Genomic DNA, 22,817 nt, shown 5'->3' with positions numbered 1-22,817 from the left:
ATTAATCATCATATTCATATATAAACGCGTTTTAATTCTTATCTATTTTAATTTTTAAATTATTAAATTAAGGTAAGCCTGTCAATCTGTCACTTTCCTTGGTATGGTATTTTTTTTGAGAAATTATAGGAAATTTAAAACCCAAAAATTATGACTAAAGGAAATATTAATGTTTCTGTGGAAAATATCTTTCCACTTATCAAAAAATTTCTTTACAGTGATCACGAAATATTTTTAAGAGAATTAATTTCCAATGCCACTGATGCTACTTTAAAGTTAAAACACTTAACAAGCATTGGTGAAGCTAAAGTAGAATATGGAAATCCTAAGCTTGAAGTAAAAATCAATAAGGAAGAAAAAACACTTCGTATTATTGATCAGGGAATCGGGATGACTGCAGAGGAGGTTGAAAAGTACATCAATCAGGTTGCTTTTTCCGGAGCTGAAGAATTTTTAGAAAAATATAAAGACAGCGCAAAAGATTCAGGAATTATCGGACATTTTGGTCTTGGTTTTTATTCTGCATTTATGGTTGCTGAAAAAGTAGAAATTCTTACAAAGTCATATCGTGATGAACCTGCTGTTCGTTGGATATGTGATGGAAGTCCTGAATTTACTCTTGAGGAAACTGCAGATAAAACTGAAAGAGGAACTGAAATTATTCTTCATATTGCAGAAGACTCTACAGAATTTCTTGAGGAATCAAAAATTCGTGAATTACTATTAAAGTACAATAAGTTCATGCCTGTTCCGATTAAATTCGGTACTAAAACGCATACACTTCCACTACCTGAAGACGCGGCAGAAGATGCTGTAGCTGAAACGGAAGAAGTGGACAATATTATCAATAATCCCAATCCAGCATGGACGATCGCTCCAAGTGATCTAACGAAAGAGGATTATGTAGCGTTCTATCACGAGCTATATCCTATGCAGTTTGAAGAACCATTATTCAATATCCACCTGAATGTTGACTATCCATTTAACCTTACAGGAGTATTGTTTTTCCCTAAACTGGCTAACAACCTGAATATTGAAAAGGATAAAATCCAGTTATACCAGAATCAGGTATTCGTTACTGATGAGGTAAAAGGAATTGTACCTGATTTCCTAATGCTTCTTCGTGGAGTAATTGATTCTCCGGATATCCCGTTGAATGTTTCCCGTTCATACTTACAAGCTGATGGCGCAGTAAAAAAGATCTCTTCTTACATTACTAAAAAAGTAGCTGATAAAATGGCTTCTCTTATCAATGAAAGCCGTGAAGACTACGAGAAAAAGTGGAATGATATCAAGATCGTAATTGAATACGGAATGATCTCTGAAGAGAAATTCTATGAAAAAGCTGATAAGTTTACTTTATACCCTACTGTTGATGGAACTTACTTCTTATGGAATGAGCTTACAGAAAAAGTAAAACCGATACAAACTGACAAAGACGGCAATCTGATCATTCTTTATGCATCCAATGCTGATGAACAACACAGCTATATTCAGTCTGCAAAAGACAAAGGCTATGAGGTTCTTCTGTTAGATTCTCCAATCGTACCTCACGTTATTCAAAAGCTTGAAGGTTCAAAAGAGAAAATTTCATTTGTAAGAGTGGATGCAGATCACGTTAATAATCTGATCAAGAAGGATGAGCCTGTTATTTCTAAATTGAATGATACTGAAAAGGAATCATTGAAAAAGAATGTTGAGGAAACAATTAGTGATAAAAAGTTCACTGTTCAGCTGGAAGACCTTGATAGTACGGATGCACCTTTTACTATTACGCAACCAGAATTCATGAGAAGAATGAAAGAAATGCAGGCAACCGGTGGAGGCGGAATGTTCGGAATGGGAGGTTTCCCTGAGATGTACAATCTTGTTGTGAATTCAAATAGTGAATTTGCTGGTCAGATCCTGAAAACAGAGAGCCCTGAAGAAAAAGAAAATCTTATAAAATATGCATTAGACCTCGCTAAGCTTTCTCAAAATTTACTAAAAGGGAAAGATCTTACAGACTTCATTCAAAGAAGTTATAAGCAGCTTGAGAAATAATACAATCAAAGCGGTACAGATGATCTGTACCGCTTTTTTATTATACTGTATTTCCTTTTCTGGTAAGAGTACATAGATTCATCTCGCTTTAATTTTATTTAGCTGTAAGGTTTTTGTCAATTTGTAATTGATATTTAATTCTTTACCGAATATTCTTACATTTGTTCAAAACCTAATAAATGTTTGAGATCTCTCCCGAAATTCTTCCTTTCTTAGTCCTATTCAGTTTAGGGATTGCCTTATTCCATACTTTAATTTTATCCGGAATATTTAATGTGAATTTAAAGCCAAGCTGGTTGATGTTCATTATAGATCCGGTTATTTTAATCCTTGCTTATTTATTTGTCCCAAAAGAATCAGGAATTATTTTTATCGGATTATTTGTATCCGTTTTTATAATGGCCATCATTGGTTTTATTAAAAACGGAATAGAATCGACCATAGAATCTTTCAGGGAACAACGAAAAAATAAGACTCCTGTATGGAAAATTATTGGCGGTGCATTTTTAGCTCTTTTTGCTTACTTAATTTTCTTCTATCTGGGAATCTATTCTTTCTTTATTATTTTTTTTCTGATCATCTTAAGCTCTTTACTTCCCAATAATAAAAACAGGTTTTATTTTTACCAGAGGACTTTGCCGACCTCAACTATAAAAAGTATTGCCATGGGTCTTGCTGAAATTTCAGGGAAGGCTAAGGCTATAGAAACGGTTATTTCTCCCGATACAGATACTCCATGTGTAGGATACATTTACACTGTTGATGAAATAAGTACTTCCAGAGATGATGATGGCAGAACCTCAACTTCATACCACGAAATTTCCAGGAAAACTGAAATTAAAAACTTCCACATCGAAGACGAGACAGGGAAAATAGAAATTATCCCGGATAAGTTGCAATGGCTTAATTTTTCAGCTACAAATTCCAGAGAAGACCTGGGACGTCGATACCGGGAATTTATCATTGACGAAAAAACGGATTTCCTTTTAATAGGTCAGGCTTTTTATGAAGGTTCAAAATCGGTTTTCCGTTTTGATGAAAACAAGAATGTCTTCGGCATTGCACCATTAGATATTGTTAATTTCTCGAATAAATGGAGACCTTTAAAATTAAGAGCATTAACTACTCTATCTTTTATAGCTATTTTCTCAGCATTCATTCTTTTTACACCAATCAGGATGGTAGGAAATAAAATTATTATAGAACAAAAAAACTGGAAAGAAACCTTTCAGTCCAATCCTTTTGACTGGTTCATAAAGAAATAACTAAATATGATTTCACTTTTAATTTTAATTATCGTTAGCGTTGGACTGGTTACATTTCTAATCAACACCTACAACCGATTGGTATTATTAAAAAATAACATGCAAAAATCTTTTGCCAACATTGATGTGGTTTTAAAACAACGTGCGGATGAGGTTCCTAATCTGGTAAAAACAGTGAAAGCAACTGCTCTTTATGAGAATACCACCCTTAAAGACTTGGTTTCACTCCGTTCTCAGTATTTTAATTCCAATAAAGACAACGAAAAGATGAAAATTGCAGAACATATCGATAGCAAGCTTAAGTCATTTATGATTACCGTAGAAAACTATCCAGAGATAAAAGCAACTCAGTCTTTTCTTGAGCTTCAGAAAAGATTAAGTGAGCTGGAAGACATCATTGCAGACCGAAGAGAATATTTCAACGAATCTGTAAATTTATATAATACGGGTATCGAAGTCTTTCCTGATTTTATTTTCGCCAAAATGATGAACTATCAAAAAAAGGAAATGTTGAAATTCTCTGAGTCAGAAATACATAACAGCAAAGAAACATTATCATGGAAATAGATCTAGGTATTATTGGCAGTTTTATCAATTCTCAAAAATTTTTTGGAAGTCTGGCTATTGGATTTCCGGTTTTCACCTTTGGATTGTTTGGTTTATACGGTATTTTTAAAAAAGTTTTTTTTATAAAAAAGATCCTGAAGTTTATTATTCTCACCTTCGGATTATCTATTATCATACTTATTCCTTTTGTTTTTTTCTCGGCTTTTGTTGGTTTTGATAAGTTGAAACTTAGTCTCATTTATTTATCTATCTTACTTTGTGTAACAGTCTACACACTATTTAATACCGAAGAAACTGTAAACTTTATAAAAGAGGCGTCAAAATTAAAAGATAAACAAAATCGAAAATTTTAATTGATGGGAAATTTCATGTTATACATACCGTTGGCTTTTACAGCTTTTATTCTTTTTATGAATTACCGAAAAAAGAAGTCGAAAGATGAAAAAATCTCTTTGCTCACCGTTGTTTTTCAAGGTGTAGTTGTTTATGCATTATCTGCCCTGTTCTTTGGACTTGTTGCAATGTGTTCTTCTACCATCGGCTCCCTTTTATTCAAAACTAAGTATGAAGCCCGGGTTGTAGAGCATGAAGCCTCAAGTTCTGAAGATACATACCGTGCAGTGGTGGAATTTAAGGACAGTAATAACCTACTGATCAAAAAACCTCTGAACTATGGTGGAAGTGATCCTGTCGAAATTGGAAAAATGATTACAATAGGATACGAAAACGGAGATAAAACCGTGACAAATCTAAGTTTTGGAACACAAAAGCTTGTTGTTGGCGCAGTTCTTCTTTTCTTTTTCGTGCTGGGTTTAGCCGTATCAGCAATATTCTTACATGCTGTGGGTAAAGATTACTCAATCGTTCTCCATATTGCTTTAGGATTTGTGGTATATCTCGTCTTTCCACTTGCAATGCTGTTTTTTATAGGGGTAATGTCCTGGGTGATATGGGAGTATTTCCAAGGAAAAAGAGATGACATGCCAATTTGGGCATTGGGAATATGCAGTCTTTTTGTTACCATTTTAATTCCTGCTTTTTTTGGATATATGAAAATGCTTTTCTCAAAAGACAAGTCGGTCATTAAATTAAACAGAAGATCTGAGATAAAGAAAAGAATTTCTAAATAAGTAAAAAAACAGTGATCTGTTTTATCCTTTTGAAAAATATTATATCAAGAATATTCAAATAAAAAAATCCAACCTCATCGGTTGGATTCTAATTATTTTTTCAAGTTCTGATCAAAATAGTCTGTGATCTTTTGCATCAGATGCACTCTGTCTTTTCCTATTACATTGTGAGGATGTCCCGGATACACAAAGTAATCCAATTGAACTCCGTTGTCTACAGCAGATTTGATAAATTTAATAGAATGCTGCCAAACGACTACATCATCCTGTGCTCCATGGATCATCAATAGTTTACCTTTTAGATTCTGAACTTTATCCAATAGGTTTGCCTTTGCATATCCTTCAGGGTTCTCCTGTGGAGTATCCATATATCTTTCACCATACATAATCTCGTACATCTTCCAATCGATAACAGGCCCTCCGGCTACACCTACTTTGAAAACATCAGGCTGACGAAGCATAAAACTTGTGGTCATAAATCCACCGAAGCTCCATCCATGAATTCCCATTTTCTCAGAGTCCACGTACGGAAGAGACTTTAAATATTCCACTCCTTTCATCTGATCATTCATTTCCGTAGTTCCCAGATTTCTGAATACTGCCTGCTCAAATTTCAGTCCACGGTTTGAAGAACCTCTTCCGTCCATTGTAAAAATGATGTATCCATTTTGAGCCATATATTCATACCAAAGATTTCCTGATGCCGGAAATGTATTGGTGATCAATTGAAGATGGGGTCCATTGTATAAATAAACAATAACCGGATATTTTTTATTAGGATCAAAATTGGTTGGAAGAATGATCTTTCCAAACAATGGAGTTCCATCATCTGCTTTTAGATTTATATTTTTAATTTCCGGTCGCTGATAATTTTTTAATGTGTTTTCAGCAGTAAGGATATTGTTATACTTTAAAGTATTGGTGTTAATAATATTGGCGACTCTTGGTGTATTGGCATTACTGTATACATCATATAAATAATTTCCATCACTGCTCAAAAGCCCTGTATGCATTCCTTCCGCATCATCCAGTTTTTGCATTTTAAAATTCGTCCAGTTGATTTTATATAGATGTCTTTCAAGAGGAGTTTCTTTTGTAGAAACGAAAAAGATTTCTTTTTTCTTTTCATTAAATCCTAAAATATCAGTAACCAACCAATCTCCTTTGGTAATCTGAGAAACCAATCCTTTTTCTAAACTGTAATGAAATAAATGATTATATCCAGTTCTTTGACTCTGCCAGATAAAATCGGTATTAGATTTTGGAAAAAACACAAGTGGATGCTGAGGTTCTACATATTTATCACTTGACTCTTCAAAGAGGGTTTTAACAAGCTCTCCTGTTATAGCATCATACTGATTCATTTTCATATGGTTTTGTCCTCTGTTTAAAACACCAACAAAAATATATTTTGAATCAGGACTCCAGGTAATAGCAGTCAGATACTGATCTTTCTCTCCTTCTACCTTTAAGAAAGTAGTTGATTGATCTTTAATATTGTAAACACCCAATGTCACCTGATGTGATGCCTGCCCAGCCATTGGATATTTCATATTGTGATTTACAGCAGGTGTTACAGACCAATCGATAACAGGATAATCTGCAACCATACTCTGATCCATTCTATAGAAAGCTACAGACTCGGAATTTGGAGCTGGAAAAATTCCTGTATCAATTCCAAATTCATTTCTATGTACTGCCTGTCCGCTGATGATATTTTCATCAGTATCTTTTGTTACTGCTATAGATTTTCCATTTCTATTGACGTACAAATTATTTTTCACTGTGTAAGCTAATGTCTGATTATCTCCAAAGATCTTTACATTTGCTGCATTTTCATCCAGTGATGAAGTACTTTTTACTTTCCAATCGTTTCCTGATTTTTCCACCCAAAACATATGGCCATCAGAATTAAAATAACCATTGGAATTGTTTAGAAATTTAACTGGCGGCAATGCATTCAGTTTATTTGTTTTAAACTGTTTATTCAGCTGGTTTAAAGACAATAAAGTATCTTGCTTGCTTGTCTTCAGATCGGTAATTAAATACCCTCCTTTTACAGCCTGAATGTAAGATTTACCATCTTCAGTCCATGAAAATTGAGAGATATTTTTCACTGCCAGATTAGTTCTTAAGCCATTTACAGCCTCCGCCATCGTAAATTTTTGGGTCTGGGCAAAAGCTGATCCACCCAAAACCACCATCAATAAAGTAAACTTATGTAATTTCATTATTTAAAATTGAATCCACCAAAAATAAGAAATAAAAGTCATCCGTTAAGAAATGTTAAATTAAAAACATTCATAAAATGATATTATTATGTTAATTAAATAATTCCTTAACTTATTGTCGTGTTTTCTTAACCGTTTTTAATTGGTTCCTACTGAGTTGTCATTCAGAGGAGAACAAAGTGGAGTGCGGAATCTGCGCTTTGCTCACAATGACAGATATCTTAGCCCCGATAGTAACGGTTACCCCACAGCAAGAGCTTGGAAAGCGATGGAGCGAGGAGTAAAAGTGAATAGCGGGAAATAGCTCCAAATTATGATACTCTAATATTAATAAATCATTAATCCTCATTTCTTATCCTATATCAATGTTTTGAACCCGGTTCTTGGTGTAGATTTGCATTATAAATAACAATAAAAAAATACAATACAATGGCAACAAAATGGAATTTAGACCCAGCACATAGTGAAATTACTTTTAAAGTAAAACACATGATGATCTCTAACATTAAAGGAAATTTCACCAATTTTAATGCAGAAATCGAAGCTGACGATGACACTTTTGCTAACGCAAAAACAACGGCTACTATTCAGACTAATTCTATAGCAACCCATAATGAAGACAGAGATAATCACTTAAAAGGTGAGGAGTTTTTTAATGCTGAACAGAATCCTACAATTACATTCGAATCTCAGGCATTGAACGGAGATGTAACTGGAAATCTTACGATCAACGGAATTACAAAACCTGTAAAGCTTGATGTAGACTTCAATGGAATTAATGTTGATCCATGGGGAAATACTAAAGCAGGTTTCTCTTTTGAAGGTAAAATCAACAGAAAAGACTTCGGATTAAACTGGAATGCAGCTCTTGAAGCGGGAGGTGTAATGGTAAGTGAAGAAGTAAAATTAGGCGGTGAATTACAGTTTGTAAAACAAGCATAATTTTCATTCATATATTTAAAAGGTTCGGGGATTTCTAAAAACCTTGAACCTTTTTTATTTTTAATACGATTCTTATGAACCTCAACGATCTACAAAACATCAGTGATAATTTTCAAAGCACTCAAAGAATGCCGGTTCTATTTCTTGGACATGGTTCGCCAATGAATGCTATTGAAGAAAATCAGTTTGTACAGGGATTTCGAAAAGCGGCAACAGAGATCCCCAAACCCAATGCTATTTTGTGTATTTCTGCACATTGGTATACACCGGGAACTTTTGTAACTGCGATGGATATGCCAAGAACAATTCATGATTTTGGAGGTTTCCCTAAAGCTTTATTTGATGTAGAATATCCTGCTCCCGGAAATCCTGAATTGGCAAAAGAAACGGCTGAGCTTTTAGCTCCTGTTTTGGTTGAAGAAGATCATAATTGGGGATTAGATCATGGTGCATGGTCTGTCATTAAACATATGTATCCTGAAGCGGATATTCCGGTGATTCAGTTGAGTATTGATTATACCCGGCCGCCACAATATCATTTTGACCTGGCTCAGAAATTAAATAAGCTTCGTGAAAAAGGTATTTTAATTATTGGAAGTGGAAATATCGTTCATAATTTACGATTAATAGACTGGAGAAATATTAATACAGTTGGAGCTGGATGGGATTGGGCTATTGAAGCCAGAGAAAAAACCAACAATTGGCTTCTTGACGGCAACTTTCAAAATATAATTGACTACCAAAAACAGGGTGCTTTTCTACAGTATGCAGTTCCTACACCGGATCATTATTTACCTTTGCTTTATAGTTTAGGATTAAAACATCAGTCGGAAGAACTTCGTTTATTCAATGATGAATTAATAGGTGGTTCTTTGAGTATGACGAGTGTGAGGATCGGTTAGAAGTAAGGGATGTTTTTATATTTATACATTTTGTAATATTGTTTACATTCTCTCTGAAAAATAAAAAAGGAAATATCTTAGTTGAGATATTTCCTTTTTTTATGTATTATTTTATTGTACCGCGTTTAGCACATTAATATTTCCATATCCGTAACTGGAATTCGGATTCGGATAATATGTTGCTGACTGTCTCATTTTATTAAGCACCTGTTCTCTTGTCCATGATGGATTTTTTGACCATACTAAAGCTGCAATTCCGGCAGTAGCCGCTGTTGCTACAGAAGAACCACCTACATAATCGGCCTGTTCATTATAGTAACTTAGAACAGGAACGGTATTTCCTGAAGCTCTTTCCATCTGGAATGTAAAATCGATCTGGCTTCCAGAATGGCAAACATCACATTTCTGATTGGAAGTGTTTTCTTTAACCCCTGTAATCGCCTGTGTTTCCGACATTGATGCCGGGAATATCACCCCCACAAAGTTGGTAAAACTGGTAGATGTTCCACCCGCACAGAAGATCAATTTTCCTTTAGAATAGGCATATTTTACGCCATCTTCAATTTTTCCGACAGAGAATATATGTCCCATCGACATAGAGATAATCTTTACATTGGTATTATTTGCCAGTTCGGTAAAAGCTGTTTTAACACCAGTCTGCTCACTGGAAGTTTCCAGTACAACATTTTCTGCAGCTCTGTAAGCTATTAAATTGGCATTATAGGCGACACCTACTGGTAATCCCGAATTATTTCTTGGAGCTGTCATTACGGAAGCCATTTTTGTTCCGTGTCCACATTGATCTCCTGAGCCATCAGAATTATATACTCCAAATTTATTGATTGTTCTTCCTGATGAAGCACCATTGTTAAAATTGCTTCCTAATAAGGTCTGGTCCGGAGAGACTCCAGTATCAATGAGACCAATGGTAACACCTGCCCCTGTACTGTAACTCCAGGCATCAGGAATACTGTGTTTTGTAAAAGCCCATGGAATTTTTGCACTTGGAGTAGTAGCGGTATAATCTGCTGCATTTATAGTAGTTGATGAAAAGCCACATCCCGAAGAGCCACTCCCTGAAGATTTTGCTGTTGCATTATATTGAGCTTCAAATTCAAAATAATGGTAATCTGCCGGCTCCAGATATCGGATTATTTTCATTTGCCGGAGAGCAGAAATAGTTTCTTCTTTTTCAATCACAACATCCATCTGATTCAGATATCGGTCAGAAAGAAGAAGAAACGCTCTCTCATCTTTTCCTTCATATTTTTTGATAACAGACAGGATTTCCTTCTCCATTTCATTAGTGTTCGGGGATTTGCTTCTGTCGAAATCTTCTTTAGAAGAACCAAATCCGATGGATACCATTCTGTTTCCACGGAAAATTGCACTCCACAGAACGTGATTGGAAGACTGACTCCAATTGAAAGAGCCTTTGTCTTTAATAGATTGATTGATCTCAGCGTTGATCTGTTTCGCTGTTAAAGGATCTTTTTGAAAAACTTCGACGTCAGCTGTCTCATTTTGTACACCTTCCCTGTTACACGAGGCTACAAAGAAGAATAAGATTAAAAGGTAAAATACATTTTTTTTCATATAATTAATTTTGATTGGTAAACAAAAGATATCACTTTCTTTTGAATTACAATTCTTTAAAAATTAATTTAGTATTTCCCGAATATTAATTTTTCCAAAATGATTTAAGAACTATAAACTTAAGTTATACCAGTTTTTCAAAACAAACACTGTTCTCAACTCCTATATATTGTCCATAATTAGCTGTTTTTTTATAGCCTCTTTTCTCATACAAAGCAATGGCCTCAGGTTGTTTAATTCCTGTTTCCAAAATACATCTTTCATAGCCGCATTCTCTGGCCCAGACTTCAAGTTCATTTAGCGTCATTGAGGCTAAACCTTTACCTCTATACTGAGGGTTGGTATACATTCTTTTAATTTCCACTGTACCATCAGAAAAAGGTTTGAAAGCACCACAGGCAACAGCTATATCATCGATAGATACTACAATACAGTTTTTTAGCATATCTATCCCATTGAACTGATGGTAAAATGCGTGATCATCACCATCACGAATAGCCAGATCAGCATCAAGGAGTTGTACAAGATTCTGAAAGTCGGTATTAGAGGAGTCTACTCTTTTTATTATCATTATTTTTTTTGACAAATATAAGGGATAGGGGATTTAAAGATTGAATGTTATTTAAAAATTGAAAGATTTACAAAATAAAAAGCTTCCTGATGGGAAGCTTTTTTATTTATTTTGAAGAAGGCATTGGAGGAGGTGGTGACTGTAAATATCCCATTTTCTCTAAATCATCATTAATTGTTTGATTAATTTTTATTGCCCAATTACGAGTAACATCTTGGATTTCAGCTATCATAGTTGGTGCATTTTGAATAACTTTTTTTCCTACATCTGATTTATAAAAAATGAGTAATTGATCAATTTCTTTTTCATTAAATTTATTCCCATACATATCAACCACTTTATCCACAAGTTCATCAATATTAATCTTCTCTTCGATAGGTTTCCAAGCTAAATCTGGAACATGGCTATACCTTTTCTTATATTCTGAAATAAAATCCTTTTTTACTTCTTTTGAGATGGTAAAAGTTCCATTTAAAGAAATTAGCTCTTTTATTTTATCTTGTTTTGTTTGAGCAAAAGTACTTATTCCCAAAAATAAAGCACTTACAACAACTATCTTCTTCATTCTCGTTATTAATTCACAATAAACTTTCTATCATTAATTAATTCTGCGATAGCCAGCATATCCTTTCCTATTAATCTGTCATCCTCAAGCTTTGCTACTTTAGTACGAAGAATAGCAAAATTCTCTTCGATAATCTTTGAGCACTTAGCAGGTCTTCTGAATTCCAGTCCCTGGGCTGCAAACATCAATTCTACAGATAAAATATTCACCAAATTACCTAAAACCTGGTTAAATTTTCTTCCTGAGATACTTCCCATAGAAACGTGATCTTCCTGTCCTAAACTTGTAGGAATAGAATCTGCAGAAGCCGGGAAACATAAGGTTTTATTTTCTGTAACCAATGCTGCTGAAGTATATTGAGGAATCATGAATCCAGAATTCAAACCTGAGCTTTCCGTTAATAGTCTTGGAAGTCCATATTTTCCTTCCAGGAGTAAATAACTTCTTCTGTCAGAAATATTTCCTAATTCAGCTGCTGCCAATGTTGCATAATCTAATGGCATAGCCATTAGCTGTCCGTGGAAATTCCCTCCTGAAATAGATTCTTCAGCACTTAATATAATTGGATTATCTGTTACGGAATTCAATTCTGTTTCAGCCATCTGTTTCAGATGCTCATAAGCATTTCTGCTAGCTCCGTGTACCTGAGGAACACATCGCATTGAATAAGGATCCTGTACTCTTTCACAGTCTTCATGTGCTTTCATATTCTCAGAATTCTTAAGGAATTTCAGCATTCTTGCTGCCACTTTTTTACTTCCTTCAAATGGCCTGATATCATGAAGTTCCTTTTTAAATGGGCTCTCAGAACCTCTGTAAGCTTCGAGACTCATTGCAGCAGTCATATCTGCCAGATCTAATAAATATTCGAATTTCTCTAATCCTTTAATAGCGTGAGCCAGGATAAATTGAGTTCCATTAATTAATCCTAATCCTTCTTTTGGTCCTAATGTCAAAGGTTCCAGATTATGTTTTTCTAAAATTTCAGCCGTTTCATAAATATTTTCACCTTCCCAAACCTGTCCTAAACCTAATAAAGGAAGTACTAAATGAGCTAATGGAGCTAAATCTCCTGAAGCCCCTACAGACCCTTGCTCAGGAACTACAGGAATGATATCTTTTTCAAGCATTAGAATAAGCCTCTCAATAACCTCCATAGAAACTCCTGAATATCCCTTTGACAATGCATGAACTTTAGCGATCATCATGATCTTAGAAAAATCTTTGTGAATTGGCTTTCCAACTCCTACGGCATGAGAGATAATTAAATTATATTGTAACTGCGCTGTTTCATCGGCAGAAATTTTAGTATCACAAAGAGGACCAAAACCGGTATTTATACCATAAACACATCGATCCGATGCCACAATTTCCTGAACATTCTTTTGAGATTTTAAAATCTGCTCTTTTGCTGCTTTATTAAGTTTAGCTTTATTTGGTTTTTTACAGATTTCCAATACATCATGGAAACTGAAAATATCTACTCCGTATATCATTTCTAAAAATTTCTTTAAAATTACACATTTAGCAATAATTGTAAAAACTAAATATGACCATAATTTATTTTAACAATAAGTGGTTTAAATTGTTATTTTTACGCCAATAAAAAACAATAATCTATGAAATTTAAAACTCTACTGCTTGCATTATGCTTTGTAAGTACAGCTTCTTTTGCACAAGACAAGGTAAAATACTCAAAAGAAGAGATCAAGAAAATGGAAACTTATCTCTTCAATGAAGGATTCAACCTTCCATCCCCTAAAAAAACATCTACCATTGTTTTAAAAGACGGAAGCTCTCACAAAGGTTTTTGTGGAAAAATTGAAGCAAAAAAAGGACAGATCTACAAAGTTTCAGTCAAAGACAGTATTTCTAAAAAAAATGAAGCTTTTAATGCTGATCAGATTAGTGAAATGTATTTGTATCCAAGTAATGCAGAAAAAATAGCTAAGGTTGCAAAGTACATGGGAAACATCAGAAACTTTGGAACTAAAAAACTGACCAAAAATACAACAGGTGAGCGTATACATTTTGTTAATCAAACTGTTTCATTAAAAAACAAAAAAGACGAAAAAGAATTCTTAATGCAATTGATCAATCCTGATTTCAGTGAAATAATTTCCGTTTATCATGATCCAAGAGCTAAAGAAACAGGTGGATTTTCAATCGGAGGCTCTCCTCAACTTGGTGGTGGCGTTATCAAATCTTACTATGTAAAAAAGGGAGATAAAATCATGTGGCTTCATAAAGATGATTTTGAAGATAATTATGACTTCTTATTTGGGGATAATCCTGAATTCATGAAAAAATATCCAAAAAAATCTACTGAATGGGATTATTTCAGTTTTTTAGTAAATGCATACACTGAAATGAGCAACGGATAAAATTTAATTTTAACATATATGATAAAACTGCAGAAAATTCTGCAGTTTTTTTGTTCTTTTAAATACCGGATGGATTCCGTAATTTTGTTATATGAATCCTTCTTTAGAATTACAGCTCAAAACTTTACCATCTGAACCTGGTGTTTATCGTTACTACGATAAAAACGATCATCTATTGTATGTTGGGAAGGCAAAAAACTTAAAGAAAAGGGTTCTATCCTACTTCAATAAAAACCTACCGGGTTATAGGATTAAAATAATGGTTGGAAAGATCCAACGATTAGAAACTACTATTGTAAATAGTGAATATGATGCTCTTTTATTAGAAAATAACCTGATTAAAGAACACAGACCTTTTTACAATGTAATGCTCAAGGATGATAAAACATATCCTTGGATTTGTATTAAAAATGAAGCTTTTCCTAGAATTTTTCTGACAAGAAATATTATTAAAGATGGTTCAGAATATTATGGGCCGTACGCAAAGGTTCGTCCGGCAAAAATATTACTGGATACGATAAAGCATATTTATAAGCTGAGAACTTGTAATTTAAATCTGGCACAGAATAAAATTGAAGATGGCAAATATAAAGTTTGTCTTGAATACCATATTAAAAACTGTGAAGGGCCTTGTGAAGGGCTGGAAAGTAGAGCGGAATATGATGAAAAGATCGATTCCATCCGGGGAATAGTAAAAGGAGATTTCCGAAAAGCCAAAGATTATCTGATTAACCAGATGATGAAACATGCTTCTAATTTACAATTTGAAGATGCTCAAATTATTAAAGAAAGACTGGATATCCTGGAAGATTATCAGGCTAAAAATACAGTGGTAAATCCAAATATTGATGATGTAGATGTTTTTGGAATGACCAGTGATGAAACCGCAGCATATGTCAATTTCTTTAAAATCAGAAATGGAAATATCATTCAGAGTTTCACTACGGAAATTAAAAAGATCCTTGAAGAAACTGATGAGGATATTATGGAAGAGGCTTTGATCGAGATTCGTCAGAAATTCGGCTCCGATTCCAAAGAAGTACTGCTCCCTTTCCATTTATCTGTAGAAATTCCTAATGTAAAGTTGATCGTTCCCAAAGTGGGTGATAAAAAACGTATCGTAGAACTTTCTGAAAAGAATGCAAAAGAGTATCGCTTAGAGAAATTAAAACAGGTGCAGATCGTAGATCCTGAAAGACATACCAACAGAATTATGGCTGAAATGCAGAAACTGCTAAGAATGCCTGTGGAGCCAAGACATATTGAAGGTTTTGACAATTCCAATATTCAAGGAACCAATCCCGTTTCTGCTTGTGTTGTTTTTAAAGATGGAAAGCCAAGTAAAGCAGATTATAGGATTTTTCATCCAAAGACCGTAGAAGGAGCTAACGATTTTGCAACTATGGAAGAAGTTATTTACCGCCGTTATAAAAGAATGTTGGATGAGGCCGAACCACTTCCTCAACTTATTCTTATCGATGGAGGAAAAGGGCAACTATCTTCAGCTATAAAAAGTTTAAAATTATTAGGGCTGTATGGAAAAATTACTATTGTTGGAATTGCTAAAAGGTTGGAAGAAATTTTCTTTCCTGAGGATTCCATTCCATTGTATCTTGATAAAAAATCTGAAACACTTAAGATCTTACAACGGGTTCGTGATGAAGCCCACCGTTTTGGTGTAAAGCATCACAGGACAAGAAGAAAAAACTCTACGATAAAATCTGAGTTAGAAGAGATTCCAGGCGTTGGTGAAAAAACAATAGAATTATTATTATCAAAATTAAAATCCGTTAAAAGAATTAAAGAATCTAATTTGGAAACTTTAGAAGAAATACTGGGTAAAAGTAAGGCTAAAGTTATCTGGGAATATTTCAATGATTAAATAAATAAAAAAACGCTCTTTCGAGCGTTTTTTTATTTAGATGGTAAATCATATTTTTATACACCTCCCATTACATACATATTTTCCATTGTAGGCACCTCACTTCCGCCTTCTTTTTCAAGAGTTATGGCAAAAGCCTGGGCTTTAGATATGTTGGCAAGAGCAATTTTACTGTCTTTTTCTTTTGTATACATTCCTGCATTTACGGGCTTTCCATCTGCTATGGCCCAAAGCTGATACTGCATTCCTGCCGGAGCTTTCGGCAAGTCTTCAGCATTTAGATAGACCTCTTTGGTATTCTTGTTCCAAAAAACCATAGCTTTGGAATCTGCATGTTTCTCCACTCCTTTTAACTTGACCAATTGCATATCGGGGCTGGACATCATATTCCATTTTTCATTCATCTTTTGCAAAGCCAGATCTTTAGACTGTTTTTCAGTTTCTAATTTCGCTATATCTGCCTTGTTTTTGGATTGATTATTCATCCAAAATAGATTCCCTGCTATACTTACTAAAAATAACACCGAAGCCGCAATAGCATATGTCTTCCAAGTATTATTTTTCTGAACCACAATTTCTTTTGTCTCCTTTTCAGAATGTACATTGGATTCATTTTGTAAAACTACCGGTTTTATTTCGTCAATAGTTTGCTCCTTTTGAATCTTAGCCCAAATCTTAGACTTTAATTCTACAGGTGGAGCTACAGCCTGTGCTGTCGCAAGATCTTCCAATGTTTTTTGTGCTTCCTCAAAAGCCGCCTTTACTTCAGCATTATTTTTCATCACACACTCCAAAATACCTGCCTCCTCTGGAGAAGCAAGACCTAGAATATAAGATTCTATGATTCCGGATGATATGTATTCCTTAGTGTTCAATTTATTGATAATCTTTTAACAAATCCTTTAATTTTATTAATGCATTTCGCATTTTCGTTTTTACCGTACCCAAAGGTATTTTCAATTTATCAGATATTTCATTCTGTGTATATCCCTGATAATAAGCCAGATCTATAAGTTCCTGCTTATCAGATTCCAAACTTTCAAGAACATTACTAAAACCAATGAAATCAGATGCATCATTCGTGGTAGAAAGTTCTGCACTGTTATATACGAAATCCGGAATTGATTGGTTTTTTAGTTCGTTTTGAAAACTTTTTGATTTTAAATAATCGATCGCTGTGTTTCTGGCAATATTAATCATCCAGGTATAGAATCTCCCTTTACTGATATCATATTGATGAATGGAATTCCAGATTTTTACGAAAACGTCCTGAATAATTTCTTCAGTATATTCTTTTGATTGTACAATTCGGAGTACTACACCATAGAGCGCACCAGAATAGTGGTCATACAAGTAATGAAAACCAGCTTCGTTTTTTTCTTTCAATAAAACGACAAGTTCGTCCTCCGAATAGATTGTTTTAATAGCGAATATTTTTCATTCCAAATGTAACAAAATAAAACATATAACAAGTAAAAACCAAAAGTTCTTTTATTTCGTATATGATTTTAAGTAAAAAAATAAGAATATGGAAAATACCTTTTTAAAGACAATTTCTTTATTCTTTTTAATACTGACTTGCAGAAAATATGTTATTCAACCAAAAACTAAAAAATTAAACCCATAGTACCCTGGTATATCCATTACATATTTAAACAGAGCTTAAAAATTTAAAAACAAAATCTTTTTAAATCTGAAATGACATTAATGTCGTAAATGATGATAAGAATAAGATAAGAATCAAATATTATTTAATTAAAAAATCAAAAAATGAACACAAGATCAAAAATCGCCGTATTCGGAATGGTCACTTTATCATTCGTATTAAGTGGGAAGGTAACAGCACAAACAATGAAAGAAAAAACAGTAATGGTAGGTGGGGCTGCTATGTATCCCTCAAAAAATATCATTGAAAATGCTGTAAACTCTAAAGATCATAAAACATTAGTAGCTGCAGTGAAAGCCGCTGGATTGGTAGAAACTTTACAAGGAAGTGGACCTTTTACTGTCCTGGCTCCTACTGATGCTGCATTTGCTAAACTTCCAAAAGGAACGGTAGAAAATCTGGTGAAGCCTGAGAATAAAGAAATGCTCACTAAGATTTTAACCTATCATGTACTCGCTGGAAAGTACAGTGCTAAAGAAATTTGGGCCGCTGTAAAAGCTGGAAATGGGAAAAGTATGATGAAGACTGTAGAAGGTGAAGATGTCACATTCTGGACGAAAGGTAAAGATCTTTATATTAAAGATGCAAAGGGTAACAGTGCAAAAGTTACTATCGCAGACGTCAATCAATCCAATGGAGTAATTCATGTCATAGACACTGTTTTAATGCCATAGTTTTTAATTTTTAAATGGTTTAATAAAAATCCCTTGTCTGTTTAGACAAGGGATTCTTTTATATCCTAATCGATAATAATATCTTATTTACCTAAAAATATATCTTTAGAATATCCACCATTTGCAGCAGGAACTTCTATTACAATATTTCCATTTTCATAATAACCAATCGTAGTATCTCCATTTTCAAACTTCACTCTGAAAACATCTCTTTTTGTTGTTTCCTTAAAAGTAGCATAAGGAATAGAGCTATCAGGTCTTACAAGAATAAACTGACTGTTGTCGATCTGTACTTTCTGTAGATTTAATTTACCATTACTATATTTGCTAGCAGTACTTCCAGAAGAAGTAGAGGAAGTAGAAGCAGAGGAAGCAACAACTTCAGTTGTTGGAGTCTCTTTAACCTGTTCAATACTTTTAGTTTCAGTCTGAACGGCCATTACAGTAGGGTAAGAAACAGGCACTGCCACAAAGGTTTGCTTTAATGCATCCTGAAATCCTTCTTTATAATCCTTAATGTTTGAAGCTCCTTTGCTCGCCAATACAATTTTATCATGACAGTCTTTAAACTGTAAAACAACCTTATTTCTTAAAAAACCACTGTCGTCCACAACATCTGCATTTAGAACATTACAAGAATTATCTTTTGCTTCTGCAGGCCACTGATCTTTATTTCCCTGAAGAACAACATATTTCTTGCTTTTAAGCGATTTCGATAGTACCATATCTAACTCAAAATTTTCTTTAAAAGTTGTAAACTTCTCCGGAATAGAAATATATTTATAATCTGATACTTTTTGTCCGAAAGTTAACATTGAACAAACGGTCAATATAAATAGTGATGCTTTTTTCATTTTTTTAATTTTTAATCATTTCTAAATGTTCCCATATCTAGCTTTAGGGAAAAGAAATTAGAATAGAAGTTAGATCCTCCAATTCCCGAGTTTGTAATCGCATAATCTAAAGTAAGTCCCCTGTATCTAATACCTAAACCAGCACTCGGTTGAAAAGAAACTTTTCTTTTTAAATCTTCAATATCCGTAATAGACTGGAAACGATTTACCCCTAGTCTTACAAAGATCATTTTCTGATAACCTAGTTCAGCTCCGGCATAAGGTGTAATACTAGCAAAATCTGTTGAAACCAGAGCCGCAGTTTTAGCAAAATCTACATTTATTCCAGCTTCCGGTAAAACGTATATACTGCTGTTAATTTCAAATATCTTACTAGCTCCTACATTAAGCTTGGGCATCGTAAGTTCCATCTTATCTTTGGGTGCCGGGTTAAATTCCTCACCATTAACAACTGTAGATAATTCTTTTTGATTAATACTCCAGAAGTTAACTGTTGTTGTAGCATCGCGAAGCATGCCGCCAAACTTCCAGCCATTATCTGCCTTATAAATGGCTCCAACATCGAAACCAAATCCGTATCCGCTGGCAAATTTCCCAACATTTCTATATACTATTTTCGCATTTACTCCTACATCTAATTTTGTATTTCCCGCTGGATGAAAAGCATAAGAAAGTATTGCAGCATAATCAGATTGTGAGAATTTCGTGATTTTATCATAATCAATATTACCTTCAGCATCAATCATTTGAGTTGTATTCAAGATATTATCAACACCAAGTCTAACAACTGAAACTCCAAAAACTCCTTCTTCCAATACTTTTGCATAAGCCAGATAATCATATTTAGCAATGGATTCGAAATATTCAGCATGCATTGCAGCACCCTGCCAGTCTCTTTCGATTGACATTAAACCTGCGGGATTCCACATTGGAGAGTAGACATCATCCTGGTTTGAAATCACAGCACCTCCCATAGCCAGTCCTCTTGCTCCTGCTCCAATATTTAGAAATTCATTGGAATATTTCCTGATAATTTGGGATTGAGACATCCCGAATAACAGTGAAAATAAAAATAATAGATATTTTTTCATCATATAAATTTGATGCTTAATTAGTTTTTTTTTGTTTTCTGGCTTTTATCAATCCATTGGCTATAATTGCCAATATCATAACAAATGATGCTATATAAAATATAGGGCTCATATGTTCTGATTCGCCAAAGATAAAAAAAGCTAGTATAATTCCGTAAACTGGTTCTAAATTAACTGTTAAAATTAGTGTAAACGGAGAAATATACTTCATTAAATTAACCGATTCCAACATTGGAAAAGCCGTAAAAACACTTGCTAACAAGCATATTAACGCAATATCCCTATAGTTTATTTCATCCATTTGAAAAATTTGTCCCGAAAACAAATAAAATATCAACAAAACTGCCCAACCACAGAAAATTTCATAAAAAATGATATTTCCTGAACTTGTTTTTCCAAACATTTTACCATTAAAGACTGAAAAGACAGTCCCGAAAATTGCACATAATACCCCGTAGAGAATTCCCTCTTTATATTGAAACTCTGTTTTAAAAATTAAAAGAATACAAGCCACTATGACTATTCCCATGATAACTTCTGAAACATCGATCTTTCGTTTAAAGATAATAGGTTCTAATATCGAAGCAAAAAGAGTTGATAACGATAAACAGCTTAAAGCTATGGAAACATTCGAGACTTTAATGGAATAGAAGAAACAAAACCAATGGATAGCCATTGCAGTTCCTATGGCCGCCAATTGAAAAAATATTTTCCTTGAAACCTTTATACTTTCCTTTTTATAGATTCTTATATAGGCGTATAGGCAAATGGCTGCAAATAGCATTCTGTAAAATACAAGAACTTGTGCATTGGCATGAATTAATTTTCCCAAGATTGCAGTGAACCCCCATAAAAATATAATTAAATGCAATCTGAAAAGTGCTAATTTATGCATAACCTATCTTTTGAATTTTTAAGATGCAAATTTACGAATAGGTTTTGCAATTCTTTGATAAATAAAAATAGATTTGAAGAAAAAGCAATTAAATTTTATTCGACTTTTTCAGAATTTTATAAGTACTTAATTTCAATAAATTGACAGACTTGGAAAACGAAATAAAATGAATAAAAAAACCCCGAAAATTTATTCAACTTTCGGGGCTTTCAAATAATAAACTATTAAAAAAATAAACTAGGAACAGAGTATTTTGCGAAGGGAATAATACCCCTCAATACTCTTACGTAAAGTTAGCAAAAATATCAATTAATCAAAAATAATTTTTTGTTAAATATTTCACAATTTTCTGTAAACCAACCTATTAAACACTTGTTTTACCAAAAATAATATTCTCTTTAAAAATAGTATCTTTAGGCGTAAAAAATTAAAAATTTTATGGACATCGAATTCAACAAACGAGAAGATCAAAATAGATTAAAATTATCCGAAATAAATCGTTTACTTGCTGAAATAAAAAAAGGAGGTGGAGAGAAAAAGCTTCAAAAGTTACGTGACGAAGGAAAAATGACTGCAAGAGAAAGAATTGAATATCTCCTTGATAAGAATTCAGATTCCATAGAAGTAGGAGCTTTCGCTGGTTATGAAATGTATACCGAGCATGGTGGATGTCCTTCTGGTGGAGTTGTTGTAGTTATAGGTTATGTTTCTGGAAGACAATGTCTTATTGTCGCTAACGACGCTTCAGTAAAAGCTGGTGCCTGGTTTCCAATTACTGGAAAGAAAAATCTCAGAGCTCAGGAAATTGCAATGGAAAACAAACTTCCTATTATTTATCTGGTAGATTCTGCTGGTGTTTATTTACCTATGCAGGACGAAATATTTCCTGATAAAGAACACTTTGGAAGAATTTTTAGGAATAATGCTAAAATGAGCTCCATGGGAATCATTCAGATTTCTGCAGTAATGGGCAGTTGTGTTGCTGGTGGTGCTTACCTGCCTATCATGAGTGATGAAGCCATGATTGTTGATAAAACAGGTTCAATTTTCTTAGCTGGCAGTTATCTTGTAAAAGCTGCTATTGGTGAAAGTATAGATAATGAAACTCTTGGAGGAGCTACTACACACTGTTCTATTTCGGGTGTTACTGATTATAAAGCTAAAGATGATAAAGACGCTTTAGATAGAATAAAAAATATAATGAAATCTATCGGAAGTACTGAAAAAGCAGGTTTTGATAGGATTGAAAGTTTCCCTCCAAAAGAAAACCCAGAGAACATTTTTGGTATTATGCCATCTTCCAGAACTGAACAATATGACACATTAGATATCATAAAATGTATGGTTGATAATTCTGAGTACGAAGAATATAAACCTGATTATGGAAAAACCATTATTTGCGCAACTGCGCGGGTGGATGGCTGGTCTGTAGGAATTGTTGCTAACCAGAGAAAATTGGTAAAAAGTGGCAAAGGAGAAATGCAATTTGGAGGAGTTATTTATTCTGATTCAGCGGATAAAGCGACAAGATTTATTGCGAATTGTAATCAAAGAAAGAT

General features: G+C 33.8%; 22 protein-coding genes (1 of these 22 only partly in view). 12 read left to right on the top strand and 10 right to left on the bottom strand.

Annotated features, from left to right (window positions below):
* Window positions 1-150: 150 nt before the first annotated feature.
* From htpG to NG806_RS18940, 5 genes are all read left to right on the top strand, one after another.
* Window positions 151-2,043, top strand: coding sequence for a molecular chaperone HtpG (gene htpG, locus NG806_RS18960; RefSeq protein WP_261511033.1), 1,893 nt, complete (start codon window positions 151-153; stop codon window positions 2,041-2,043).
* A gap of 179 nt (window positions 2,044-2,222) precedes the next feature.
* Window positions 2,223-3,308, top strand: a complete 1,086-nt coding sequence (locus NG806_RS18955; protein ID WP_261511032.1) for a hypothetical protein — start codon at window positions 2,223-2,225, stop codon at window positions 3,306-3,308.
* A gap of 6 nt (window positions 3,309-3,314) precedes the next feature.
* Window positions 3,315-3,875, top strand: coding sequence for a LemA family protein (locus NG806_RS18950; protein ID WP_214833156.1), 561 nt, complete (start codon window positions 3,315-3,317; stop codon window positions 3,873-3,875).
* Window positions 3,866-4,228: a hypothetical protein gene (locus NG806_RS18945; protein ID WP_261511031.1), complete on the top strand. Its 363-nt coding sequence runs from the start codon at window positions 3,866-3,868 to the stop codon at window positions 4,226-4,228. The genes NG806_RS18950 and NG806_RS18945 overlap by 10 nt, the downstream gene beginning before the upstream one ends.
* A 3-nt stretch (window positions 4,229-4,231) precedes the next feature.
* Window positions 4,232-5,005, top strand: a complete 774-nt coding sequence (locus NG806_RS18940) for a hypothetical protein (protein WP_261511030.1) — start codon at window positions 4,232-4,234, stop codon at window positions 5,003-5,005.
* Window positions 5,006-5,097: 92 nt separating this feature from the next.
* Here the strand turns inward: NG806_RS18940 and NG806_RS18935 are convergent, their stop codons facing one another.
* Window positions 5,098-7,236, bottom strand: a complete 2,139-nt coding sequence (locus NG806_RS18935; protein WP_261511029.1) for a S9 family peptidase — start codon at window positions 7,234-7,236, stop codon at window positions 5,098-5,100.
* 142 nt (window positions 7,237-7,378) lie between these two features.
* Here NG806_RS18935 and NG806_RS18930 point away from each other — a divergent pair, with 142 nt between their 5' ends.
* The 3 genes from NG806_RS18930 (at window position 7,379) to ygiD (ending at window position 9,080) form a co-directional block, all read left to right on the top strand.
* Complete coding sequence (locus NG806_RS18930; RefSeq protein WP_214833165.1) at window positions 7,379-7,540, top strand: hypothetical protein; 162 nt, start codon at window positions 7,379-7,381, stop codon at window positions 7,538-7,540.
* A gap of 125 nt (window positions 7,541-7,665) precedes the next feature.
* On the top strand, window positions 7,666-8,178 hold the full coding sequence (locus tag NG806_RS18925; protein WP_214833166.1) for a YceI family protein: 513 nt from the start codon (window positions 7,666-7,668) through the stop codon (window positions 8,176-8,178).
* Window positions 8,179-8,252: 74 nt separating this feature from the next.
* Window positions 8,253-9,080 (top strand): 4,5-DOPA-extradiol-dioxygenase, encoded by an 828-nt coding sequence (gene ygiD / locus NG806_RS18920; protein ID WP_261511028.1) that lies wholly within the window; start codon window positions 8,253-8,255, stop codon window positions 9,078-9,080.
* A gap of 111 nt (window positions 9,081-9,191) precedes the next feature.
* Here ygiD and NG806_RS18915 read toward each other — a convergent pair whose 3' ends face one another.
* The 4 genes from NG806_RS18915 to hutH form a co-directional block, all read right to left on the bottom strand.
* Entirely contained in the window at window positions 9,192-10,676 is a 1,485-nt protein-coding gene (locus NG806_RS18915) for a S8 family peptidase (protein WP_261511027.1), read from the bottom strand.
* Between the two features lie 124 nt (window positions 10,677-10,800).
* The gene (locus NG806_RS18910) at window positions 10,801-11,247 is read right to left on the bottom strand and encodes a GNAT family N-acetyltransferase (protein ID WP_214833173.1); all 447 of its coding nucleotides are present in this window, start codon (window positions 11,245-11,247) and stop codon (window positions 10,801-10,803) included.
* Window positions 11,248-11,353: 106 nt separating this feature from the next.
* Window positions 11,354-11,812, bottom strand: a complete 459-nt coding sequence (locus NG806_RS18905) for a DUF2059 domain-containing protein (RefSeq protein ID WP_261511026.1) — start codon at window positions 11,810-11,812, stop codon at window positions 11,354-11,356.
* Window positions 11,813-11,820: 8 nt separating this feature from the next.
* The gene (hutH, locus tag NG806_RS18900; protein ID WP_214833177.1) at window positions 11,821-13,308 is read right to left on the bottom strand and encodes a histidine ammonia-lyase; all 1,488 of its coding nucleotides are present in this window, start codon (window positions 13,306-13,308) and stop codon (window positions 11,821-11,823) included.
* 123 nt (window positions 13,309-13,431) lie between these two features.
* On the opposite strand from hutH, the gene NG806_RS18895 reads away from it, so the two are divergent.
* On the top strand, window positions 13,432-14,196 hold the full coding sequence (locus NG806_RS18895) for a hypothetical protein (protein WP_261511025.1): 765 nt from the start codon (window positions 13,432-13,434) through the stop codon (window positions 14,194-14,196).
* A gap of 91 nt (window positions 14,197-14,287) precedes the next feature.
* Window positions 14,288-16,078, top strand: a complete 1,791-nt coding sequence (gene uvrC, locus NG806_RS18890) for an excinuclease ABC subunit UvrC (RefSeq protein WP_214833180.1) — start codon at window positions 14,288-14,290, stop codon at window positions 16,076-16,078.
* A gap of 56 nt (window positions 16,079-16,134) precedes the next feature.
* On the opposite strand, the gene NG806_RS18885 is transcribed toward uvrC, so the two are convergent.
* On the bottom strand, window positions 16,135-16,953 hold the full coding sequence (locus NG806_RS18885; RefSeq protein ID WP_261511024.1) for an anti-sigma factor: 819 nt from the start codon (window positions 16,951-16,953) through the stop codon (window positions 16,135-16,137).
* A 1-nt stretch (window position 16,954) separates the two neighbouring features.
* Window positions 16,955-17,464 (bottom strand): RNA polymerase sigma factor, encoded by a 510-nt coding sequence (locus NG806_RS18880; RefSeq protein ID WP_261511023.1) that lies wholly within the window; start codon window positions 17,462-17,464, stop codon window positions 16,955-16,957.
* A gap of 384 nt (window positions 17,465-17,848) precedes the next feature.
* On the opposite strand from NG806_RS18880, the gene NG806_RS18875 reads away from it, so the two are divergent.
* Window positions 17,849-18,418 (top strand): fasciclin domain-containing protein, encoded by a 570-nt coding sequence (locus NG806_RS18875; RefSeq protein WP_214833183.1) that lies wholly within the window; start codon window positions 17,849-17,851, stop codon window positions 18,416-18,418.
* Window positions 18,419-18,501: 83 nt separating this feature from the next.
* Here the strand turns inward: NG806_RS18875 and NG806_RS18870 are convergent, their stop codons facing one another.
* From NG806_RS18870 to NG806_RS18860, 3 genes are read right to left on the bottom strand one after another with little or no spacing between them, the layout of a single operon-like run.
* Complete coding sequence (locus tag NG806_RS18870; protein WP_261511022.1) at window positions 18,502-19,272, bottom strand: hypothetical protein; 771 nt, start codon at window positions 19,270-19,272, stop codon at window positions 18,502-18,504.
* Between the two features lie 11 nt (window positions 19,273-19,283).
* Window positions 19,284-20,366, bottom strand: a complete 1,083-nt coding sequence (locus NG806_RS18865) for a putative type IX sorting system protein PorV2 (RefSeq protein ID WP_214833187.1) — start codon at window positions 20,364-20,366, stop codon at window positions 19,284-19,286.
* A gap of 13 nt (window positions 20,367-20,379) precedes the next feature.
* On the bottom strand, window positions 20,380-21,258 hold the full coding sequence (locus NG806_RS18860; RefSeq protein WP_214833189.1) for a DMT family transporter: 879 nt from the start codon (window positions 21,256-21,258) through the stop codon (window positions 20,380-20,382).
* Between the two features lie 438 nt (window positions 21,259-21,696).
* Between NG806_RS18860 and NG806_RS18855 the strand changes: the two genes are divergently transcribed.
* Window positions 21,697-22,817: the 5' portion of an acyl-CoA carboxylase subunit beta gene (locus tag NG806_RS18855; RefSeq protein ID WP_214833191.1), read on the top strand. The gene runs 508 nt beyond the window's last position; the window shows 1,121 of its 1,629 coding nt (coding positions 1-1,121); it begins with the start codon at window positions 21,697-21,699; its stop codon lies beyond the right edge, outside the window.

Source organism: Chryseobacterium paludis (genome assembly GCF_025403485.1).
In the GTDB taxonomy this organism is placed as follows: domain Bacteria; phylum Bacteroidota; class Bacteroidia; order Flavobacteriales; family Weeksellaceae; genus Chryseobacterium; species Chryseobacterium paludis.
Note: the sequence above shows the minus strand (reverse complement) of the source record. Positions and strands in the feature narration are given on the sequence as shown.

Coding starts and splice junctions, on each gene's coding strand:
- NG806_RS18940 (WP_261511030.1), top strand. CDS start 4,232: ATGGGAAATTTCATGTTATACATACCGTTGGCTTTTACAGCTTTTATT.
- NG806_RS18935 (WP_261511029.1), bottom strand. CDS start 7,236: ATGAAATTACATAAGTTTACTTTATTGATGGTGGTTTTGGGTGGATCA.
- NG806_RS18945 (WP_261511031.1), top strand. CDS start 3,866: ATGGAAATAGATCTAGGTATTATTGGCAGTTTTATCAATTCTCAAAAA.
- NG806_RS18895 (WP_261511025.1), top strand. CDS start 13,432: ATGAAATTTAAAACTCTACTGCTTGCATTATGCTTTGTAAGTACAGCT.
- NG806_RS18915 (WP_261511027.1), bottom strand. CDS start 10,676: ATGAAAAAAAATGTATTTTACCTTTTAATCTTATTCTTCTTTGTAGCC.
- ygiD (WP_261511028.1), top strand. CDS start 8,253: ATGAACCTCAACGATCTACAAAACATCAGTGATAATTTTCAAAGCACT.
- NG806_RS18860 (WP_214833189.1), bottom strand. CDS start 21,258: ATGCATAAATTAGCACTTTTCAGATTGCATTTAATTATATTTTTATGG.
- htpG (WP_261511033.1), top strand. CDS start 151: ATGACTAAAGGAAATATTAATGTTTCTGTGGAAAATATCTTTCCACTT.
- NG806_RS18870 (WP_261511022.1), bottom strand. CDS start 19,272: ATGAAAAAAGCATCACTATTTATATTGACCGTTTGTTCAATGTTAACT.
- NG806_RS18910 (WP_214833173.1), bottom strand. CDS start 11,247: ATGATAATAAAAAGAGTAGACTCCTCTAATACCGACTTTCAGAATCTT.
- hutH (WP_214833177.1), bottom strand. CDS start 13,308: ATGATATACGGAGTAGATATTTTCAGTTTCCATGATGTATTGGAAATC.
- NG806_RS18905 (WP_261511026.1), bottom strand. CDS start 11,812: ATGAAGAAGATAGTTGTTGTAAGTGCTTTATTTTTGGGAATAAGTACT.
- NG806_RS18955 (WP_261511032.1), top strand. CDS start 2,223: ATGTTTGAGATCTCTCCCGAAATTCTTCCTTTCTTAGTCCTATTCAGT.
- NG806_RS18875 (WP_214833183.1), top strand. CDS start 17,849: ATGAACACAAGATCAAAAATCGCCGTATTCGGAATGGTCACTTTATCA.
- NG806_RS18865 (WP_214833187.1), bottom strand. CDS start 20,366: ATGATGAAAAAATATCTATTATTTTTATTTTCACTGTTATTCGGGATG.
- uvrC (WP_214833180.1), top strand. CDS start 14,288: ATGAATCCTTCTTTAGAATTACAGCTCAAAACTTTACCATCTGAACCT.
- NG806_RS18925 (WP_214833166.1), top strand. CDS start 7,666: ATGGCAACAAAATGGAATTTAGACCCAGCACATAGTGAAATTACTTTT.
- NG806_RS18950 (WP_214833156.1), top strand. CDS start 3,315: ATGATTTCACTTTTAATTTTAATTATCGTTAGCGTTGGACTGGTTACA.